At 31.4% G+C, this 17215-nt stretch carries 19 protein-coding genes; 8 read left to right on the plus strand and 11 right to left on the minus strand.

The annotated features are described in order from the left end of the window. Nucleotides 1-2 precede the first annotated feature (2 nt). The 4 genes from WPG_RS06850 to WPG_RS06865 all read right to left on the minus strand — a co-directional run bounded on the left by WPG_RS06850 (nt 3) and on the right by WPG_RS06865 (nt 4125). Nucleotides 3-1127, minus strand: coding sequence for a CNNM domain-containing protein (locus WPG_RS06850; RefSeq protein WP_045470774.1), 1125 nt, complete (start codon nt 1125-1127; stop codon nt 3-5). 144 nt (nt 1128-1271) lie between these two features. Further along, entirely contained in the window at nt 1272-1925 is a 654-nt protein-coding gene (locus WPG_RS06855; protein ID WP_045470776.1) for a hypothetical protein, read from the minus strand. A 107-nt stretch (nt 1926-2032) separates the two neighbouring features. Next, entirely contained in the window at nt 2033-2719 is a 687-nt protein-coding gene (locus WPG_RS06860; RefSeq protein WP_045470779.1) for a response regulator transcription factor, read from the minus strand. An 11-nt stretch (nt 2720-2730) separates the two neighbouring features. Beyond that, nucleotides 2731-4125, minus strand: coding sequence for a sensor histidine kinase (locus tag WPG_RS06865; RefSeq protein WP_045470781.1), 1395 nt, complete (start codon nt 4123-4125; stop codon nt 2731-2733). A 403-nt stretch (nt 4126-4528) separates the two neighbouring features. On the opposite strand from WPG_RS06865, the gene WPG_RS06870 reads away from it, so the two are divergent. The 3 genes from WPG_RS06870 to WPG_RS06880 are packed head-to-tail and all read left to right on the plus strand — an operon-like array spanning nt 4529 to nt 7293. Then, on the plus strand, nt 4529-4828 hold the full coding sequence (locus WPG_RS06870; RefSeq protein WP_045470783.1) for a hypothetical protein: 300 nt from the start codon (nt 4529-4531) through the stop codon (nt 4826-4828). A 57-nt stretch (nt 4829-4885) separates the two neighbouring features. Further along, nucleotides 4886-6427: a hypothetical protein gene (locus WPG_RS06875; RefSeq protein WP_045470785.1), complete on the plus strand. Its 1542-nt coding sequence runs from the start codon at nt 4886-4888 to the stop codon at nt 6425-6427. Further along, nucleotides 6412-7293, plus strand: a complete 882-nt coding sequence (locus tag WPG_RS06880) for a hypothetical protein (RefSeq protein ID WP_045470787.1) — start codon at nt 6412-6414, stop codon at nt 7291-7293. The genes WPG_RS06875 and WPG_RS06880 overlap by 16 nt, the downstream gene beginning before the upstream one ends. Before the next feature lie 7 nt (nt 7294-7300). Here WPG_RS06880 and WPG_RS06885 read toward each other — a convergent pair whose 3' ends face one another. Further along, nucleotides 7301-7684, minus strand: coding sequence for a cytochrome c (locus tag WPG_RS06885; protein ID WP_045470789.1), 384 nt, complete (start codon nt 7682-7684; stop codon nt 7301-7303). 2 nt (nt 7685-7686) lie between these two features. Next, nucleotides 7687-8676 carry a porphobilinogen synthase gene (gene hemB, locus WPG_RS06890; RefSeq protein ID WP_045475297.1) on the minus strand — a complete coding sequence of 330 codons (990 nt, stop codon included), beginning with the start codon at nt 8674-8676 and terminating at the stop codon, nt 7687-7689. 76 nt (nt 8677-8752) lie between these two features. Between hemB and WPG_RS17340 the strand changes: the two genes are divergently transcribed. The 3 genes from WPG_RS17340 (at nt 8753) to WPG_RS17350 (ending at nt 11389) form a co-directional block, all read left to right on the plus strand. After that, nucleotides 8753-10006: a DEAD/DEAH box helicase gene (locus WPG_RS17340; protein ID WP_084221535.1), complete on the plus strand. Its 1254-nt coding sequence runs from the start codon at nt 8753-8755 to the stop codon at nt 10004-10006. 198 nt (nt 10007-10204) lie between these two features. Continuing rightward, on the plus strand, nt 10205-10714 hold the full coding sequence (locus WPG_RS17345; protein WP_052471181.1) for a hypothetical protein: 510 nt from the start codon (nt 10205-10207) through the stop codon (nt 10712-10714). Between the two features lie 102 nt (nt 10715-10816). Next, nucleotides 10817-11389: a hypothetical protein gene (locus WPG_RS17350; RefSeq protein ID WP_052471182.1), complete on the plus strand. Its 573-nt coding sequence runs from the start codon at nt 10817-10819 to the stop codon at nt 11387-11389. Nucleotides 11390-11418: 29 nt separating this feature from the next. Here the strand turns inward: WPG_RS17350 and WPG_RS06900 are convergent, their stop codons facing one another. Together WPG_RS06900 and hemF are read right to left on the minus strand one after the other, a co-directional pair. Beyond that, entirely contained in the window at nt 11419-12189 is a 771-nt protein-coding gene (locus WPG_RS06900) for a hypothetical protein (protein ID WP_045470791.1), read from the minus strand. Then, nucleotides 12190-13092 carry an oxygen-dependent coproporphyrinogen oxidase gene (gene hemF / locus WPG_RS06905; protein ID WP_045470793.1) on the minus strand — a complete coding sequence of 301 codons (903 nt, stop codon included), beginning with the start codon at nt 13090-13092 and terminating at the stop codon, nt 12190-12192. Nucleotides 13093-13336: 244 nt separating this feature from the next. On the opposite strand from hemF, the gene WPG_RS06910 reads away from it, so the two are divergent. Together WPG_RS06910 and WPG_RS06915 are read left to right on the plus strand one after the other, a co-directional pair. After that, nucleotides 13337-14212 carry a hypothetical protein gene (locus tag WPG_RS06910; protein ID WP_045470795.1) on the plus strand — a complete coding sequence of 292 codons (876 nt, stop codon included), beginning with the start codon at nt 13337-13339 and terminating at the stop codon, nt 14210-14212. A 9-nt stretch (nt 14213-14221) separates the two neighbouring features. After that, nucleotides 14222-14533 (plus strand): hypothetical protein, encoded by a 312-nt coding sequence (locus tag WPG_RS06915; RefSeq protein ID WP_045470797.1) that lies wholly within the window; start codon nt 14222-14224, stop codon nt 14531-14533. 282 nt (nt 14534-14815) lie between these two features. Here WPG_RS06915 and WPG_RS06920 read toward each other — a convergent pair whose 3' ends face one another. The 3 genes from WPG_RS06920 to hemE form a co-directional block, all read right to left on the minus strand. Beyond that, entirely contained in the window at nt 14816-15352 is a 537-nt protein-coding gene (locus WPG_RS06920; RefSeq protein WP_045470798.1) for a GNAT family N-acetyltransferase, read from the minus strand. After that, a complete protein-coding gene (locus WPG_RS06925) occupies nt 15352-16119 on the minus strand; it encodes an EI24 domain-containing protein (RefSeq protein ID WP_045470800.1) in 768 nt (255 codons plus the stop codon). Before WPG_RS06925 ends, WPG_RS06920 begins: the two co-directional genes overlap by 1 nt. A gap of 65 nt (nt 16120-16184) precedes the next feature. After that, nucleotides 16185-17213: a uroporphyrinogen decarboxylase gene (gene hemE / locus WPG_RS06930; RefSeq protein ID WP_045470802.1), complete on the minus strand. Its 1029-nt coding sequence runs from the start codon at nt 17211-17213 to the stop codon at nt 16185-16187. Between the last annotated feature and the right edge of the window lie 2 nt (nt 17214-17215).

The raw sequence follows: 17215 nt of genomic DNA on the forward strand, positions 1-17215 counted from the left end.
ATTTATTCGTTTTCTTCTGAGGGTTTATCTTCAAAAATCCCTAATTTTTTGGCTCTAGCTTCCCAGCTTTTTCTTGCCATATGTTGAAGATCCGATACATTATCACTTTCGTCCATAATTTCAAGTCCAAGTAAAGTTTCAATAACATCTTCCATAGTTACTAAGCCACTAACAGAACCGTATTCATCAACAACTAAAGCCATATGATTTCTGCTTTCAACTAATTGTTCAAATAATTTTGGGATTGGTAAATCACGTTCTACAACAATGATATTTCTTTTAAGTTCTGATAATTTTTTTGAGCCATTATCTAAAGCCATTTCTTTAAAGACCTCTCCTTTTAAGACTAAACCCTTAATATTATCTGGATTATCAGAAAAAATAGGAATCCTTGAAAAACGGAGATTCATATTTTTATTAAAAAACGCTTCAACAGTTGAGTTTTCATCTTCAGCTTTCATAACGGTTCTAGGCGTCATAACATCTTTAGCAAAAACCTCTTTAAAGGTTAGAAGATTTTTAATGATTTTACTTTCATTTTCTTCAAACACACCTTCTTCTTCTGCTATTTCTGTCATAGCAACAAAGCCCTCTCTACTTAAAACACTTCCGTGGCCTTTTCCTCCAATTAGTTTAGTAGTGAGCTGAAGTATCCATAGAATGCCGGTCCATTTTAAAGGAAAGATTAAAACATTAAGTGCTTTTGTTGTAAAATTTGCTAATTGTTTCCAATACGTTGCACCAATTGTTTTAGGAATAATCTCTGAAGCCACCAAAATAAGAATAGTCATAATAGTGGAAACCACACCAACCATGGCCTCTTCTGTAAAGTCAAACCCTAAAAAACTTCGTGTAGTGCTACCATAAAGCTCAGTATATGCAACCTTAGCTTGTACACCAACTAAAATAGCACCAACAGTGTGTGCAATAGTATTGAGTGTAAGGATGGCAATTAAAGGACGATCTACATCCTTCTTTAATTCTTCTAAATCATTGGCGTAAGATTTCCCTTCTTTCTTTTTAAGATTAAGAAATGTTGGAGTGATACTTAAGAGTACAGCCTCTAAAATTGAACATAAGAATGAAAAGAAAATAGAAATGACAGCGTAAAAAATGAGTAAGCCCATTAATGGTATTGAAGTTTAGTTATCACAAAGTTACAAAATGAATAACTAAACACGTTATAGAATTTTGGTTCTTAGTTATTTGAAAATAAAAAGTCTTTAACTTGTTTTTAGTTAAAGATTTTTAAAAAGTTATTTTATTGATGATTAATTTTTGCCTCCTGCACGCTTAGCTTCTCGTTCAGCTCTAGCTAATTCACGTTTAGCTCTTGCGAGATCTCTTTCGGCTCTTTCAATTTCTCGTTTAGCTTTTGCAGCAGCTCTTTCTTCTTCCTTCTGAGGGTCAGTACCAGAGATATAATATTTTAAATCTTGTCCTAAATTATTTATTTTTTCTATAAAGCCTTTTGATGCAAATTCAGTATCTACATACATTCTTAGATGACCTTTGGTAAGCTTACATTCAAATATTTCATCACCACTTTGGCTATCTGACCATAAGTAAGTATTTCCTTTCACAGTAAGATTTCCCTTACCAAGTTTTTCTATTAAAATAGCTTTTACACCATTGTTTTTAGATTTGTGATAACTCGCTCTAAATTTATAGCTATCATCTGAAATTGAAATTGAAACAGAGCTATTACTTGATTCGTCATCATCGTTTTCAATTGAAATTGAATAGGATGTTCCAGAAGTCGTTTTTGTTTTTGGAGTTTCTGGCGGTGTTGGAGGTTGAGGTTTTGTTTGTGCATTAAGTTCTAAGGTTGAAAATAATGCCATAATAAATAGTAAACAAACAGTTCTTTTTACATCTACTATTCTGATGCTTCTTTTTACGTTTTTTGATTTTTTGAAATTCATAAGTATTCGTTTTTAATGATTGTACAATACAAATGTAGATGACAAAACTCGTCTAAAAAAGAAAATGCTAGGCGTTAACCTAGCATTAACCAAGCTTATATATTGTATTAACATACCTTAAATTCTAAACCAACATTCCTGATGCTTTCAATAGATATAGACGTGTCTAATTTAAAGTATTTACGAAGTCTACTGATGAATACATCCATACTTCTCCCCGAAAAGAAATCATCATTTCCCCAAACAGCTTTTAAGATATCTTCACGTTTTAGAAGTTGATTTTTATGCTTGTACAAAAATAAGATAAGCTCTCCTTCTTTTTGTGTGAGTTGTTTTTTGTAGCTACCACAAGTTATTTCTAATCTTTTGGTATCGAGACTATAATTACCAATTTTGATAATTTCTGATTGTTGAAGTTGTATTGATGATTTTTCTGTTCGCCTAAGAATATTGTTAAGCCTTAAAACAAGTTCATCTGCTTCAAAGGGCTTTACGATATAATCGTCAGCACCAAGTTTTAAACCTTTAATTTTGTCTTCTTTGAGTTTACGAGCTGTTAGGAAAATGAATGGTGTTTCAGGATTAATATCTGCGACTTTTTCTGCTAATGTGAAGCCATCCATTTTCGGCATCATTACATCAAAAACACAAATATTATAAGTGTCTTTTTTGAATAATTCTAGAGCTTCTCTCCCATCTTTAGCCCAAGTAATTGTATAACCTGATATTTCTAAATATTGTTTTAAAATATTTCCAAAGTCAACATCGTCCTCTGCTAATAAGATACTTTTCATGTTAAAATTGTTTAATTAAACGGAAGCGTTAAAATAAAAGTAGTGCCATTACCTTCTTTACCTAAAACACGGATGTTTCCATTGTGTGCCTTTATAATTTGATTGGTATAATATAAACCAAGTCCAAGTCCTTTTACATCATGAATTTCCTTATTTCCTACTCTAAAGAATTTTTCAAATACTTGCTTTTTATCCTTCTCCGATATTCCAATACCATTATCTGTAATTGAAATTTTTAATTCAGTGTTACTTTCAACATTAAAATTGATTATAATCTCATCACCTGAGTATTTAACAGCATTCTCTAAAACATTTAGGAGTGCTGTAGTCACAAAAAACTTATCCAGCTTTAATTGATTGGTTAATATCGAAAAATTTCTGTTAAGTGTAAGGTTTTTGGTCGTTATAGAAAGCATAAAATCATCTAAAACAGTATCTAAATATTTCTTAACATCAACAGTTTCTTTATTAAGCTGAATCTCTTTGTAGCCCAAACTATTATTTAACACTTGGTCAATCAATTTTTGAAGTCTTTTATTCTGACGCTCTATTGTGTTTATAGTATTTCTGACTAATAGAGGTTGTTGTTTTACATTATCATTATTTAGCATTTTTGTGGCTAAAGTTAGTGTAGCCAATGGTGTTTTAAGTTCGTGTGTAATATTATTGACAAAGTCAGTTTTAATATCGGCAATTTTCTTTTGTTTTATTAGGCTTTTAATGGAGTAGTAGAGTAGTCCAATAACAGTTGCAAAAATGAAGAGGGATAATAATAATAGACCCAACATTTGTTTAAGCACTATCTTTTTCCAACCAGCAATATCTATTTCATCAGCACTCTGAAAAGTGAGACTAAAGGATATTTCTTTAGCTTCTCCATTAATAACTCGATTAGAATCATGATCTGTTTGCCAATTAGTAGTGCTTATACCAATACTATTATCCTCAGAGAAATTATCCCCTAAAATGATTTGTTTTGCACCCTTTTTAGAGTGAAATAAGGTATCATTTTTTACAGAGTCTGTAATAATTATAGCCCTTACTTTTTTATGAAATCTAATACCATAAGGAACATTACTTTCTACTAAAGCTTTTTGATATTCAGAAATATAAGCCTCATTAACAGAGTCAATAACTAACTCTAAACCTTGAATAACATCTTCTTTTTTAACAAGATTAAATTTATAATCAATAAGTTTATTCACAAATTGTTCTTGCCAAATATCTGAGAGCGAATCTAGTGCAGAAGAAAAATCATCAATTTTAGAAATTGATCTAGTCGTCTCTCTAATAAATGCTTTTTTCTTTAATTCGTAGGTGTTATTTACTAAATACCCTTGTATAATAGAAAGTGCTATTAAACCAAGGATTGAAGCAATAATTAAAAGATTAATTTTTCTTTTCATACGATATCGTAAGTTAAAAAAACAGAGTTTACAGTTTTATGGTTGATTGATTTTTTTGATTGATGCTATTTGTAAACTCTGTTTTTTAATTCTGAAATCATTATCTAAAACGTCTTTTGGTATTCCAATTATACGCTTTAGTTCTTTGATCTCTTTCTGTAATTTGATTGTTGTTTAAAGTTCTCATGATTAAATAATTTTTTGATTGATGATGATACAAATCTAGAGCGAAGAACTTAGATACAAAAGAAAATGGACTAGGTTAACCTAGCGTTAACCCTAAGAAATTTAGTTTCCTATATATATCAAGGACTCAAAAGATTTCTTTCATACCTAATTAACATTATTTATCTTAGTGTTCGGTTCTGTTTTTGCGAATATTTCTATTGTAAAACTTTAATATATGAGGTTAAGGAAAGTTCTATTTTTAATGCTATTTGTATTGTTTTTCTGTATATGTAATATTCAGGCACAAATCGTAAATAATATTACAAAGCCATCATTGTCAAAAACTAGTTTAGCAGAGAAGATATACTTGCAGCTAGATAATACGATATATCAGACTGGTGAGAAGATTTGGTTTAAGACAATTGTTTCGAAATCGTTTGACAATAGTCTTACGGATATTAGTAGTATTATTTATGTAGAACTCATTGATTTTAACGAGAATATTATCGAAAAGAAAATGTTAAAACTCAATTAAGGCATTGCACATTCATCTTTTGATCTTCAGGAAAGCTATAAAACTGGGAAGTATACAGTGAGAGCATATACTCATTGGAACAGAAATTTCGGGGATAATTTTATATTCAAACAACAGATAGATGTCTTTAAGTTAAAGCAAAAAGATGAACTAAAGAACCCTATACTAAATGCATTAGTTATTGTTGGCGATACTAGTTTGCTCACCGCAGATATTAATCCTAGAGTTATAGATGCTAAATATAGAGGCAAACTTAAGTTGTATATAAAAACAGATTTTACTATTGATTCTTTAGAACTCAAAAAGGAAGACAATAACATTTACAAACTTAATTATCAATTGCCTAAGGGCATTAGTCAAGCCAAACTTAGCTTTAAAATAATATCTGAAGACAAGTTTTTTAATACAAAAACAGAAGATATTTATAGCAAGACCGTTGTTATAGATGAAAATTATTTAGATGTTCAGTTTTTTCCTGAAGGAGGTGATTTGGTGAATGGTCTTTTAAGTACAGTTGGGTTAAAGTCTATAAACTATAATGGTCTAGGCCATAAAGTATCTGGAAGTATAAAAAATAATGAAGGGATAATCATAACAACCTTTAATAGCAATGATTTAGGTATGTGTACCTTTAAGTTATTACCAGAGCTTGGTAAAAATTACTATGCAGAAGTTTATAAGCAAGACATAATATATACTTATGCATTACCAAAAGCCAAACGAAGTGGAAGCGTATTAAGTTTAGCTAACTTAAATAATCAAGTACATTTATCTTTAACACATAGCTCAAATAATTTAAGTACTGTTACTGTAAAGACCACTTCAAGAGGTGTTACTTATCATGATTTTAATATTCAATTAAAGGATAAACAAGGAATAGCGAGTATACCAACACGCTCATTGCCAGATGGTATTGTTAAGATAAGTGTTTATAATCTAAGTAATCAAATTATAAGTGAACGTTTATTTTTTAATAATAGAGTAGATAAACATTTAAATCTTTCTGTCAGTACAAATAAAGAAAACTATACTCAACGTGAAAAAAATAATTTAACTATTGAACTAGACAGTCTACAATTATTAGATAGCACTACAGTTTCGGTTTTGGTATTACAAAAAGGAAAATTAGAAGCCTCAAAACAGTTTAAATCCAATTTAAAATCATACATGCTACTCAACTCAGAGTTGAATGGCTTTATAGAAAACCCATCGTCTTACTTCGATTCAACTAATATCGATAGAGTATTAGATTTAGAGGCCTTGATGCTTACACAGGGTTGGAGAGCCTATAAATATGAGAAAAGTTTAGCAGGTACTTATTATAGATACAAAGCTGAGAAAAACCTCACCATATCAGGTACCATCGGTGAATATTTTAATCCCTTAAAACGACCAAAACAAGCATTAGATTTAAACATGATTGTGTATGATGAGCCTGCAGATATTTATAAACAAGAAATAGATTCTAGTGGGAGATATCGATTTGAGATTGATGATATATATAAACCAAAAGCGGAGGTGTTTATGCAAGTTGTAGATAAGAAAGGAGAGCCTAAAGATTTTGGAATTAATCTAGATAAAAAGTGGTCACCAAATTAGATATAGCCAAAAATAAGACTATCGTATTACCAGAGCAGGTCATATCACAATTTACTAAAACAACTGAACTCATTAATAAGCGTCAACAAGATTACGAAACATTTTACAACGCCATTGCATTAGATGAAGTAAAACTTAGAGATTGTAAATTAACACCAGAAAGAGAGAAATCTATTGAACTACATGGTGAACCACAACATGTAGTTGATGGTGAAGAGTTGGAAAAAGTCGCACCAGATTGGAATCATGGGATATATAGTGTTCTTGGTGCCAAGTATCCTAATTTAGTAAGAATTATTCTGGTACCTGGAATTCCACCATGGTATTATGCAAAGGTAGTAAAGTCAAATATCACATTAGTTTTAATCGATAATATACCTGTTTACATTGGAGATTATAAATTTATTCAAGACTTCCCAATAGATGAAGTCGAAAGTCTCGATATTATAATTAAGGCAAAAGATGTCTATAGATATGCTTCTGAAATATTTGGTAGAGGTGATATAAACTTTGGAACAAATGTAGTAAGCTATCTTAATATCTATACAAAATCAGGTAAAGGTTTATTTGGTATGACTAAAACAAAAGGAGTGCGTACAGATGAAATTGCTGGTTTTTCAGAATCTGTTATGTTTTACGCACCAGGTTATGATAATCTTACTAATCAAGATTTGGTAATCCCAGATAACCGGAGTGTTATTCATTGGTCGCCAGATATTAAATTAAATGATAAAGGCGAGTATATTGTTGAGTTTTATTATGATGACTATATTGGTGAAGTATCCGTTATTATCGAAGCTATTTTTCAAGATGGTAAAATAGGGTATGTAGAGAAAACCTATTCGGTTAAAGAAGCCCAACGATAATTTTTGATTAATTAGTATATGCCAATAAATCTCTAATATCTATATCGGTTAATTGCGGAAAGTAAACACAAGTTTCATTAAAACCCTTGCTGTCTATTGTAGTTTTATCTACTCTCAAATATTTTTGAATAGCAACAGAATCATATTTTTCTGCTATACCTCTAAGAGGAGGTCCTGTCATAATTTCATCTAACTTATGGCAAGCAGCACAATTTGAATTAAAGATTTGCTTGCCTTTAAAAGCGTTTTCAGATAGATTAGCAGTACCACAAAAAGATTCAAAATCCGTTACTCCACAAAATGCAATTGGTTGAGGTGTTTTTAAAGAAAAAAATAAAATACCCAAGCCACCTAAAATTATAAATGTTGATATGAAGAAAAAACGTTTCAATATTAGTGTAATAATTTAATCACATCTTTTGCAAAATAACTCGTTATAATATCTGCACCAGCACGCTTAATAGATGTAATTTGTTCTAGCATAACGGTATCATGGTCTAACCAACCTTTTTCTGCGGCTGCTTTAAGCATCGCATATTCACCTGAAACCTGATAAACAGCAATTGGAACCTCAAAACTATTTCTAATATCACGTACAATATCTAAATACGCTAAACCTGGTTTTACCATAACGATATCTGCACCTTCGTTAATATCCATTTCAGTTTCTCTAATAGCTTCGTCTCTATTAGCAAAATCCATTTGGTATGTTTTTTTGTCTTTAGGCACATCTACCATATCGACAGGAGCAGAATCTAGGGCATCTCTAAATGGACCATAAAATGCAGAGGCATATTTAGCTGAGTAACTCATTATACCAACGTCAATTAAGTTAGATTGATCTAATGCTTCTCTAATACCTAAAATTCTTCCATCCATCATATCACTTGGTGCCACAAAATCGGCTCCAGCTTGTGCATGAGAAACACTCATTTCTGCTAAAACTTCAACTGTAGCATCGTTAATTATCTTTCCACTTTCAATAATACCATCGTGTCCGTATGATGAAAAAGGATCTAGAGCTACGTCTGTCATTACTAGCATATCAGGACAAACATCCTTTACTGTTTTTATAGCGCGTTGCATTAATCCATTTGGATTTAAGGCTTCAGTTCCCTTATTATCTTTTAAAGCATCATCAACTTTTACAAATAGTAATACGGACTTTAAACCTAAGTCCCAAAGTGTCTTTACTTCATCTTTAAGTAAGTCTAAACTAAAACGATAGTAGTTAGGCATAGATGCAATTTCTTCTTTCACACCTTTACCTTCTACTATAAAAAGTGGTACTAAAAAGTCGTTTGGTGAAATAATAGTTTCTCTCACTAAACTTCTAATAGCTTCATTAGTTCTTAAGCGTCTATTTCTTCTAATTGGAAACATAGTTTTAAATCTAAAATGATATTGATAATGCTTATTTTTATCAAATACAAAGTTAATCATTTAAAGCCATTTACTATTGTTAGAATCGTTGCGAGTTTTAGAATTTCAGTTTCCTTGGCGTAGTTATCAAGATAAAATACTGAAAAATTTTGAAGCTCATATTGCAGATTATCATTTTCATGTTATTGCACCTCCAGGTTCTGGAAAAACCATTTTAGGAATTGAAATTTTACGACGACTTGGTAAAAAGACATTAGTTTTAGCGCCAACACTAACTATAAGAAATCAATGGCAAGATAGATTGCAGACGTTTTTTAGGGATAATAAACGTTTTGAGTTTTGTTCCTTAGACATCAAACAACCAAATGATGTTACATTTTCAACATATCAATCACTGCATTCATTTTATAAGTCTTTTGAAAATAAGGATGATTTTCTAGAGTTTTTTAAAAATCAAAATATAGAAACCATAGTTTTAGATGAAGCACATCATTTAAAAAACGCGTGGTGGACCTGCTTAATTGAGTTAAAGAAGAGCAAACCTTATTTTATAGTCGCTTTAACGGCAACACCTCCATATGATAGTAGCCGATTAGAAGTCAGTAAATATTTTACACTCTGTGGTGAAGTTGATGACGAAATTTCTGTACCAGATTTAATCCGAGAAAAGGATTTGAGTCCGCATCAGGATTTTATCTATTTTTCAAAACCCTATGATTCTGAATTTAATTTTATAAATGCATATAGAGATAGCATAGCGGATTTTAAGACAGGCATCTTAAATGATGAAGCCTTTTTTTCATTGTTAGAGCAGCATCGATTATATGTAAATCCAATAAAAAATCTTGACACAATATATTCTAATACTACCTTCTTTTCATCACTATTAATAAGGCTTAATGCAATTGGTGTTAAGATTGACAAGACCAAATTAGAACCATTAGGTATCTTTAAGTCTGATAGGATTCGATTCCCTGAATTGGATTTACATTGGTTTGAGATTCTTTTACAAAACCTATTAGTAGAAGATCGTGAAAATTTAGAGGCGCATGAAGATTATTTAAGCACTCTAGAAAAACAACTTCGACAACTTCATATTCTTGAAAAGAACAAAGTTAATTTAACAGGCAACGAATCGCTCTATAAATCTTTGGCATTTAGCCCAAGTAAATTAGAAAGTATTGTTGAAATTGTAAATGCAGAGCGCTTATCACTAGGAGAAGACCTGAGTTTTGTTGTTTTGACTGATTATGTACGAAAAGAGTTTTTAAACACCTTAACTGAAGATACTGAATCTATTGATAAAATAGGTGTCTTACCTATATTTTAATATATAAGAACGAGTTCTAAAAACCATACTGATTTAGCAGTACTAACAGGCACTATTGTTATTGTTCATCATTCCATTATTCATGCTGTAAATGCCTATGGTCAAGATGAGTCATTCACCTTTGCACCTTTAAAAAGTGATAATGATTTTGTACTTGTTAAAGCTTCAAATCGCTCAAGTAAGGCTATTGTAGGTATTATGACGCGTTTGTTTGAAGATGGTATTATAAAAGTGCTTATTGGTACAAAAGCTTTATTAGGTGAATGTTGGGATGCACCTTCAATTAATAGCCTCATTTTAGCATCTTTTGTGGGTTCTTTTGTGTCATCCAATCAAATGCGAGGTAGAGCAATTCGCCGAGATACTAATAAACCCAAAAAGACGAGTAATATTTGGCATTTGGCATGTGTGGACCCAACAGATAAGCATGGAGGCAAAGAGTTAGAATTATTAAAACGCAGGTTTGAAGCCTTTGTTGGTATTACCAATACTAAAGTTTCATTTATAGCAGATGGTTATGAGCGTATAGGAATTCCTGATGAAATTCACGCTGACGACATTGATAATCTAAACACTACCACTATTGAGCGTTCAGGAAAACGAAGTGATACAACAATGCAATGGCAAAATTCCATAGGAAATGGGAGTAAATTAACCAGGCAACTGCAACTTGAAGATTTTAAAGAAACTGAATTTAAAGCCGAATGAAAAGTTTACTTTACTAAAGCCTCTCAATTGGTGTTTATTGAAATAGGACTCATACTTTTTACGTTTTTCTTCGGAACGATAATAGCAGCGGTTTACTTATCAATGAGTCAAGAACTATTATCAGGTATTAAAATTATTGGTTTAATCGTAGCTGTTTATGTTGCTTACAAGTTGTATAAAGTGACTATTTATTATTTGCGTCACGGGTTTTTTCATAAAAAGCTAAAACAAATGGGATTAAGTGTTTTAGAGACTATGGATGAGATGCACATTTTAAATACGAGAAGAGAGTCAGTTAGAGTACACTCTGAAATTCTTTATAATGAAGTTGTGATTTGTAATTTAAAAGGAGCAAGTAATTTTGAAGAAGCATTCTTTTTAAAGACCCTTAAAGAGCTTTTAGAACCTGTCGAATCACCACGTTATATTATTGTGAATACAAACGTTTTTAAGAAAGGATTTAACGTAGAGAATTTTTATCCAGTCCCTGATGTATTTGGGAAGAATAAAAAAGATGCCATGTTGTTTCACGAACAATGGAAACGTTTTATGGGAAAGAGTAAACTCATTTTTACACGTCAACCAGAAGGAAGACGTTTATTATTGAAAGCAAGATTGTTTCATCATACAAACGAACTGAAAAATAACGTTGATGATTTTACGGTTTGGAAGTAGATCGCAAATACTATATACAAGGTTTGAATTTAATCTAAATTCCTAATGAATTTCTCATCATTAATATAAACATCATCTTCACCTTGTTGATCAAAAGGGTTTTCTAAATGCGCTTGAATATTATCTAAAGCCACCAAAATAACACTAAACATTATAGGTACTGCATATTGTAATCCGTAATTGTAACTGGTTACACTATGCGCAAAATGAGGCCCATAAATTATAGGTAAAATAACGATGAATATATCGCTATAAGTTCTCAAGGTTCTTGGTGTTCTATATTGATAGATATGCTTAACACGTTCAAAAGAAATCATCATTTTACTTAAAAACTGATTAGAACGTGATGCTTCTCCAGATGGCAAGCCATGAGATCGCATACTTTTAATAAATTTTGATAAATCTTTAAAACTACGGTAAACATCTTTCTCGTTTTCTTCTAATTCACTAACGGGATTTGAAAATACGTGTTTGCAAGAACTAAAAAGATTCTTAAGATGGTCTTTTAATTCTTCTTTGAGTTCTTCAGGTGGGTTTTCTAACCAGTCAGAAACTGCAAAATATAAAGCTCGGCCATGAGCTTTAATAGCACCATATTCATCTAAAGCTACTTCTCTACGTTTATAAGCTCCACCGATTGAAAATACTATCGGGAAAACAATCGCAGTTCCAATTAGCGTTAATGGAAAATCTGCTTTAATATGAAAGTGAAGACAAAATGCGGTTGATGCAACTGCTAACGCAGTTATAACAATGGTCTTCCAGTTTATGATTAAAAAAATACGTTTTAATAGTTTCATTTATACCCAGTTTTTAGGCTTTTGTAGGACTTTGATTAATTTTTCTTCTTCACTTCCAGGCTTAGGTTGATGATCATATACCCATTGCACATGAGGTGGCAAGCTCATTAGAATACTTTCTATTCTACCATTAGTTTTTAAGCCAAAAAGTGTTCCTTTATCGTGCACTAAATTGAATTCAACATAACGTCCACGACGAATTTCTTGCCAGTTGCGTTGTTCTTTTGTGTACGATAAATCTTTGCGTTTTTCTACAATAGGCACATAGGCTTCTAGAAAACTATTGCCAACGTCTGTAACAAAATCAAACCAGTTTTGCATTGTCATTTCATTTGATCCTTTGCAGTAGTCAAAGAATAAACCACCTAAACCACGCCCTTCATTTCTATGAGAATTATAAAAATACTCATCACATCTGGCTTTGTATTTAGGATAGAAATCGGGATTATGTTTATCACAAGCTATTTTACAAGTTTGATGAAAATGTTTAGCATCTTCATCAAAGAGATAGTAAGGTGTAAGATCTTGTCCACCTCCAAACCACTGATCTACAATATTGTTGTCTTGATCATACATTTCAAAGTATCGCCAATTAGCATGTACTGTTGGTACCATTGGATTTTTTGGATGCAGAACAAGACTTAAGCCACAAGCAAAAAAATCAGCATCTTCTACACCAAAGTATTTTTGCATACTATCTGGTAATTTGCCATGCACACCAGAAGTATTGACTCCTCCTTTTTCAAATACAGCACCATTTTCAATTACTCGTGTTCTACCTCCTCCACCTTCTGGTCGTTCCCAAATGTCTTCTTGGAATTTTGCTTTACCATCAATCAGCTCAAGTTTTGATGAAATTTGGTCTTGTAATTCTTGTATGTAGGCGAAAAATTTATCTTTCATTTTATATAGATACCTATGATATCTTTAGAGGTTTTAACTACGGCTAAAATACAATATTAGAACAAATGCTAACTTATGATAATACTACAATTATTTTAAAAGGCTTCTTTTTATTAAGAAATTAGCTATCTATTATTTAAAGGGTATATCCATGCACATTCTTAGATTTTTTTGTGTCTTCATTTTTTGTTTTTCATTTTCGAGTTCTTTATCACAAAGCAATAAGAGCTATAGCGCAAAAGATTTGGATAGTGTTTACAAAAGTTTAAAGTCTAATTTGGCAAACTACGGTTTAGATATTGCAGAAAAATGTGGTGAGCGAAAGTACATTGCTCATGCTCAATCGTATATAGGCGCAGCTTATATAAATGCTTCTGATTATAAAAATGCTTTAAAAAACTTTATCGAGTCAGAAAAAAATTACACCTCAATTAAAGATTCTCTAGGAATCGCTATGGTTAATCTAGATTTAGCCATGGTGTATTCTAATTTACAAGAAAAAGTCAGGTCTATTGAAGCGACCAAAAAAGCAGCTTTTATCTATAAGAATGCAGGTAGAGATATAAATTATGCTGTTGCATTGATAGATTTATACTCTTCTTATCTAGACATTAAAGAAACAGATAGTGTTATAAAATATTTGCCAATTGCACATAAGATAGTTGAAAACAGGCATCAACTTGCCAATGCTTATGTCTATCAACATTATGGGAATTTGAATATTCAATTAAAGAATTATGATGAGGCTATAGAAAACTTAAAAAAGGGTTTGGAGGTTAACAAGAACATAGATGATAGTGGACTAAACTCAAACTTTTATAATTTTTTAGTGTCTGCATACAAAGAGAAGAAAGAGTTTAATATGTCATATTTATATGCATTAAAATCTGACTCAATAACTAAAGCCATAGGCAATAATTATGATAGACTAAAAAGCCTTTTAAGTTATGCAAAAGCAAGTTATGAAGTTGGAGAAAATAGACAAAGTCACAATGCCTTTTTGAACTATATAGAATTAAAAGATAGTATTATAGGTGAAGAAAAGCTTAAAGAGATTGCTGCTCTAGAAAAGTTTTATGAAGCTGAAAAACGGGATAATCAGATTAAAATACAGCAATAAGAAAATGATTTGCTAACCACTAAAAATAGAGCTTCTAATAACCGAAACATTGCCTTACTCATTACTTTACTCTTATTAGCTGCGATAGCTTATGGATTAATTAATAAATTTAGATTAAGAGCAACAAAACAAAAAGCGATTACTAAAGTAAAAGAGTTAGAAAATAATAATCTTAATCAAAAAATTGAGTATCAACAGCGAGAATTAGCATCTAAAGCCCTACATATTGTCCAAAAAAATGAGCTTTTAAATGAACTAAAAACAGATTTAAACACCTTAAAAAAAGATAGTAATACCAACAACAAGGTCAGGGCTTATTAATAAATTACGGATTGATAAACAAATAGATGATAACTGGGAACAATTCACTACTCAGTTTATGGAAATGAATCCGAGGTTTTTCAAGAATATTACTGAATATAACAAAGAGTTAACAAAGAATGACATTAGGCTAATAGCGTTGTTAAAAATGAAATATGATTCTAATTCAATATCATCTTTATTGAATATATCTTAAGAGGGTGTTAAAAAAGCAAGATATAGGCTGCGAAAAAAATTAGATCTACCTTCTAAAGAAAGTTTAGAAAAACATATTATGAGTTTCTAATTTTTATATAATTCATATAACTCCATATCCAAAGCTTGTCCGTTTGGAGGAGTGTATTCATTTATTAAGGTTTTTTGCCATTCAAAATTGTTGTTGATAGCAACTTTTACACTTCCTAAATTGTCTTTATGGGAAATGATTTGAAGTGTTTCTATACCTAAATTTTCAAACGCATGTTTTGATAACGCTTTTACAGCATTAGATGTTAAACCTTGCCCTTCAAAAGTGTAACCAATGCAGTAAGCAAATTCACCTTGTTTTTTATCCCAATCGAGTTCTTTAATATATATGAGTCCAGCAAGTTCTCTAGTTTCAGAATGTTTTAGTGTGAATAAAAAAACCTCCCTATTTTCAAACTGCTTAACCATTTTCTCAATAAACAATTGTGATAAGGTTGGGTTTAAATTTTGTTCTAACGTTTTTGGGAAATAGCGCTTAAAACGATCTGCATTAGCAACGCATAAATCACAAACCTTCCAAGCATCTCCTGCATGAATTGGGTTAATTTCAAAACCACCGAATTGTGCTACCATTACACGACTACTTTATTTTGATTAAGTAGATTATCTTGCTTTAAAAGCTCTACAGTATTTATTGAAGAGGCTGTAACACTCATTGGTAAAACTAGAATAACACCAATTACAGGAATAAATAGAAACAACATAAATATAATTCCGTTTCCAATGGCTATACCTCTATATTTTCTAACAAATTGGATACTCTTTCTGTATTTAAAATGACGTTCAAGCGTATAATCCATATTACCAAAACCAGCATAATAAGCTTGGACTAAAAATAATAAGAACGTAGAGAATATATTTACAACAGGAATAAACTTCAGTATAAGTATAGGTATAGTAATCAGTAATTCTTTTCCTAGGTTTCTAACATTAATTCTAATACCTCTCCATAACTGTTCTTTAAAAGAAGTTTTTCTATGAGAATGTCTTTCTACACCTGTTAAATGTGCTTCAATCTTTTCTGATACAGTACTCATAAACGGAGCAGAGAATGCCATTATAATGTGTTTATATAATATTAACCCGATTGCGAGAATTACAATCCAACCTATAAATGTGGAAATAGAAATGAATATTTCTTTACCAAATTCCCAAGGCCAAATATTAGCAATAAATCTCCCAATATTATCAGATAAACCATATGCAGATAAACCAATGATAACGGCCGTTAATACACTAATAATAATTGGAATAGCGAAATATTTCCAAAGTTTGAGCTTAGAAATAAGCTCGAAAGTTCCTATATATGCTTTTATGCCCTTTAATATGCTGTTTATCATATTATGGTTTTCAGTTGGTTATAACATAAAAGACGCTTAAAAGCATTTTTAGTTACATTATAGAATTAGGCTTTATATTCTTTTACAGCATCAATAAATGCTTTTGCATTATCTAATGGAATATTTGGCAAAATACCATGACCTAAATTTACAATGTATTTATCTTTTCCAAATTCGTTAATCATTTGATGCACCATTCTTTTGATTTCCGAAGGTGGTGAAAATAACCGTGTAGGATCAAAGTTACCTTGTAAGGTGATATTACCACCAGTTAAATAACGTGCGTTACGAGCAGAGCAGGTCCAATCTACACCTAATGCAGAAGCGCCAGACTTAGACATTTCATTAAGTGCAAACCAACAGCCTTTCCCAAAAGCAATAACTGGCGCATCGTCTTTTAAAGCATTGATAATTTGCTGAATATATTGCCATGAAAATTCTTGATAATCTACAGGTGATAACATACCTCCCCAAGAATCGAATACTTGCACGGCATTAACACCAGCTTTTACTTTCTCCTTTAAATAAGCAATGGTAGTATCTGTAATTTTCTGTAATAACTGATGCGCAGCAATAGGGTTTGTAAAGCAGAATTCTTTCGCTTTATCAAAATTCTTAGAACCTTGTCCTTGTACACAATAGCATAAGATAGTCCAAGGGGAACCAGCAAAACCAATTAATGGTACTTCGTCATTCAATTTTTCTTTGGTTGCTTTTATAGCTTCATAAACATAGTTTAACGCCTGCTTTACATCTGGAACAATAACATTATCCACATCTTTTTGAGAACGCACTGGGTTTGGCAAATAAGGACCAAAATTAGGTTTCATCTGCACTTCAATATTCATAGCTTGTGGAATCACTAATATGTCTGAAAACAAAATTGCAGCATCCATACCATATCTACGAATGGGTTGAACTGTAATTTCACTAGCTAGTTCAGGAGTTTGACAACGTGTAAAGAAATCGTATTTCGCTTTGATTTCCATAAACTCTGGTAGGTAACGACCAGCTTGACGCATCATCCATACAGGAGGACGGTCTACAGTTTCACCTTTTAATGCTCTTAAAAATAGATCGTTTTTAATACTCATAT

Source organism: Winogradskyella sp. PG-2 (assembly GCF_000828715.1).
Lineage (GTDB): Bacteria > Bacteroidota > Bacteroidia > Flavobacteriales > Flavobacteriaceae > Winogradskyella.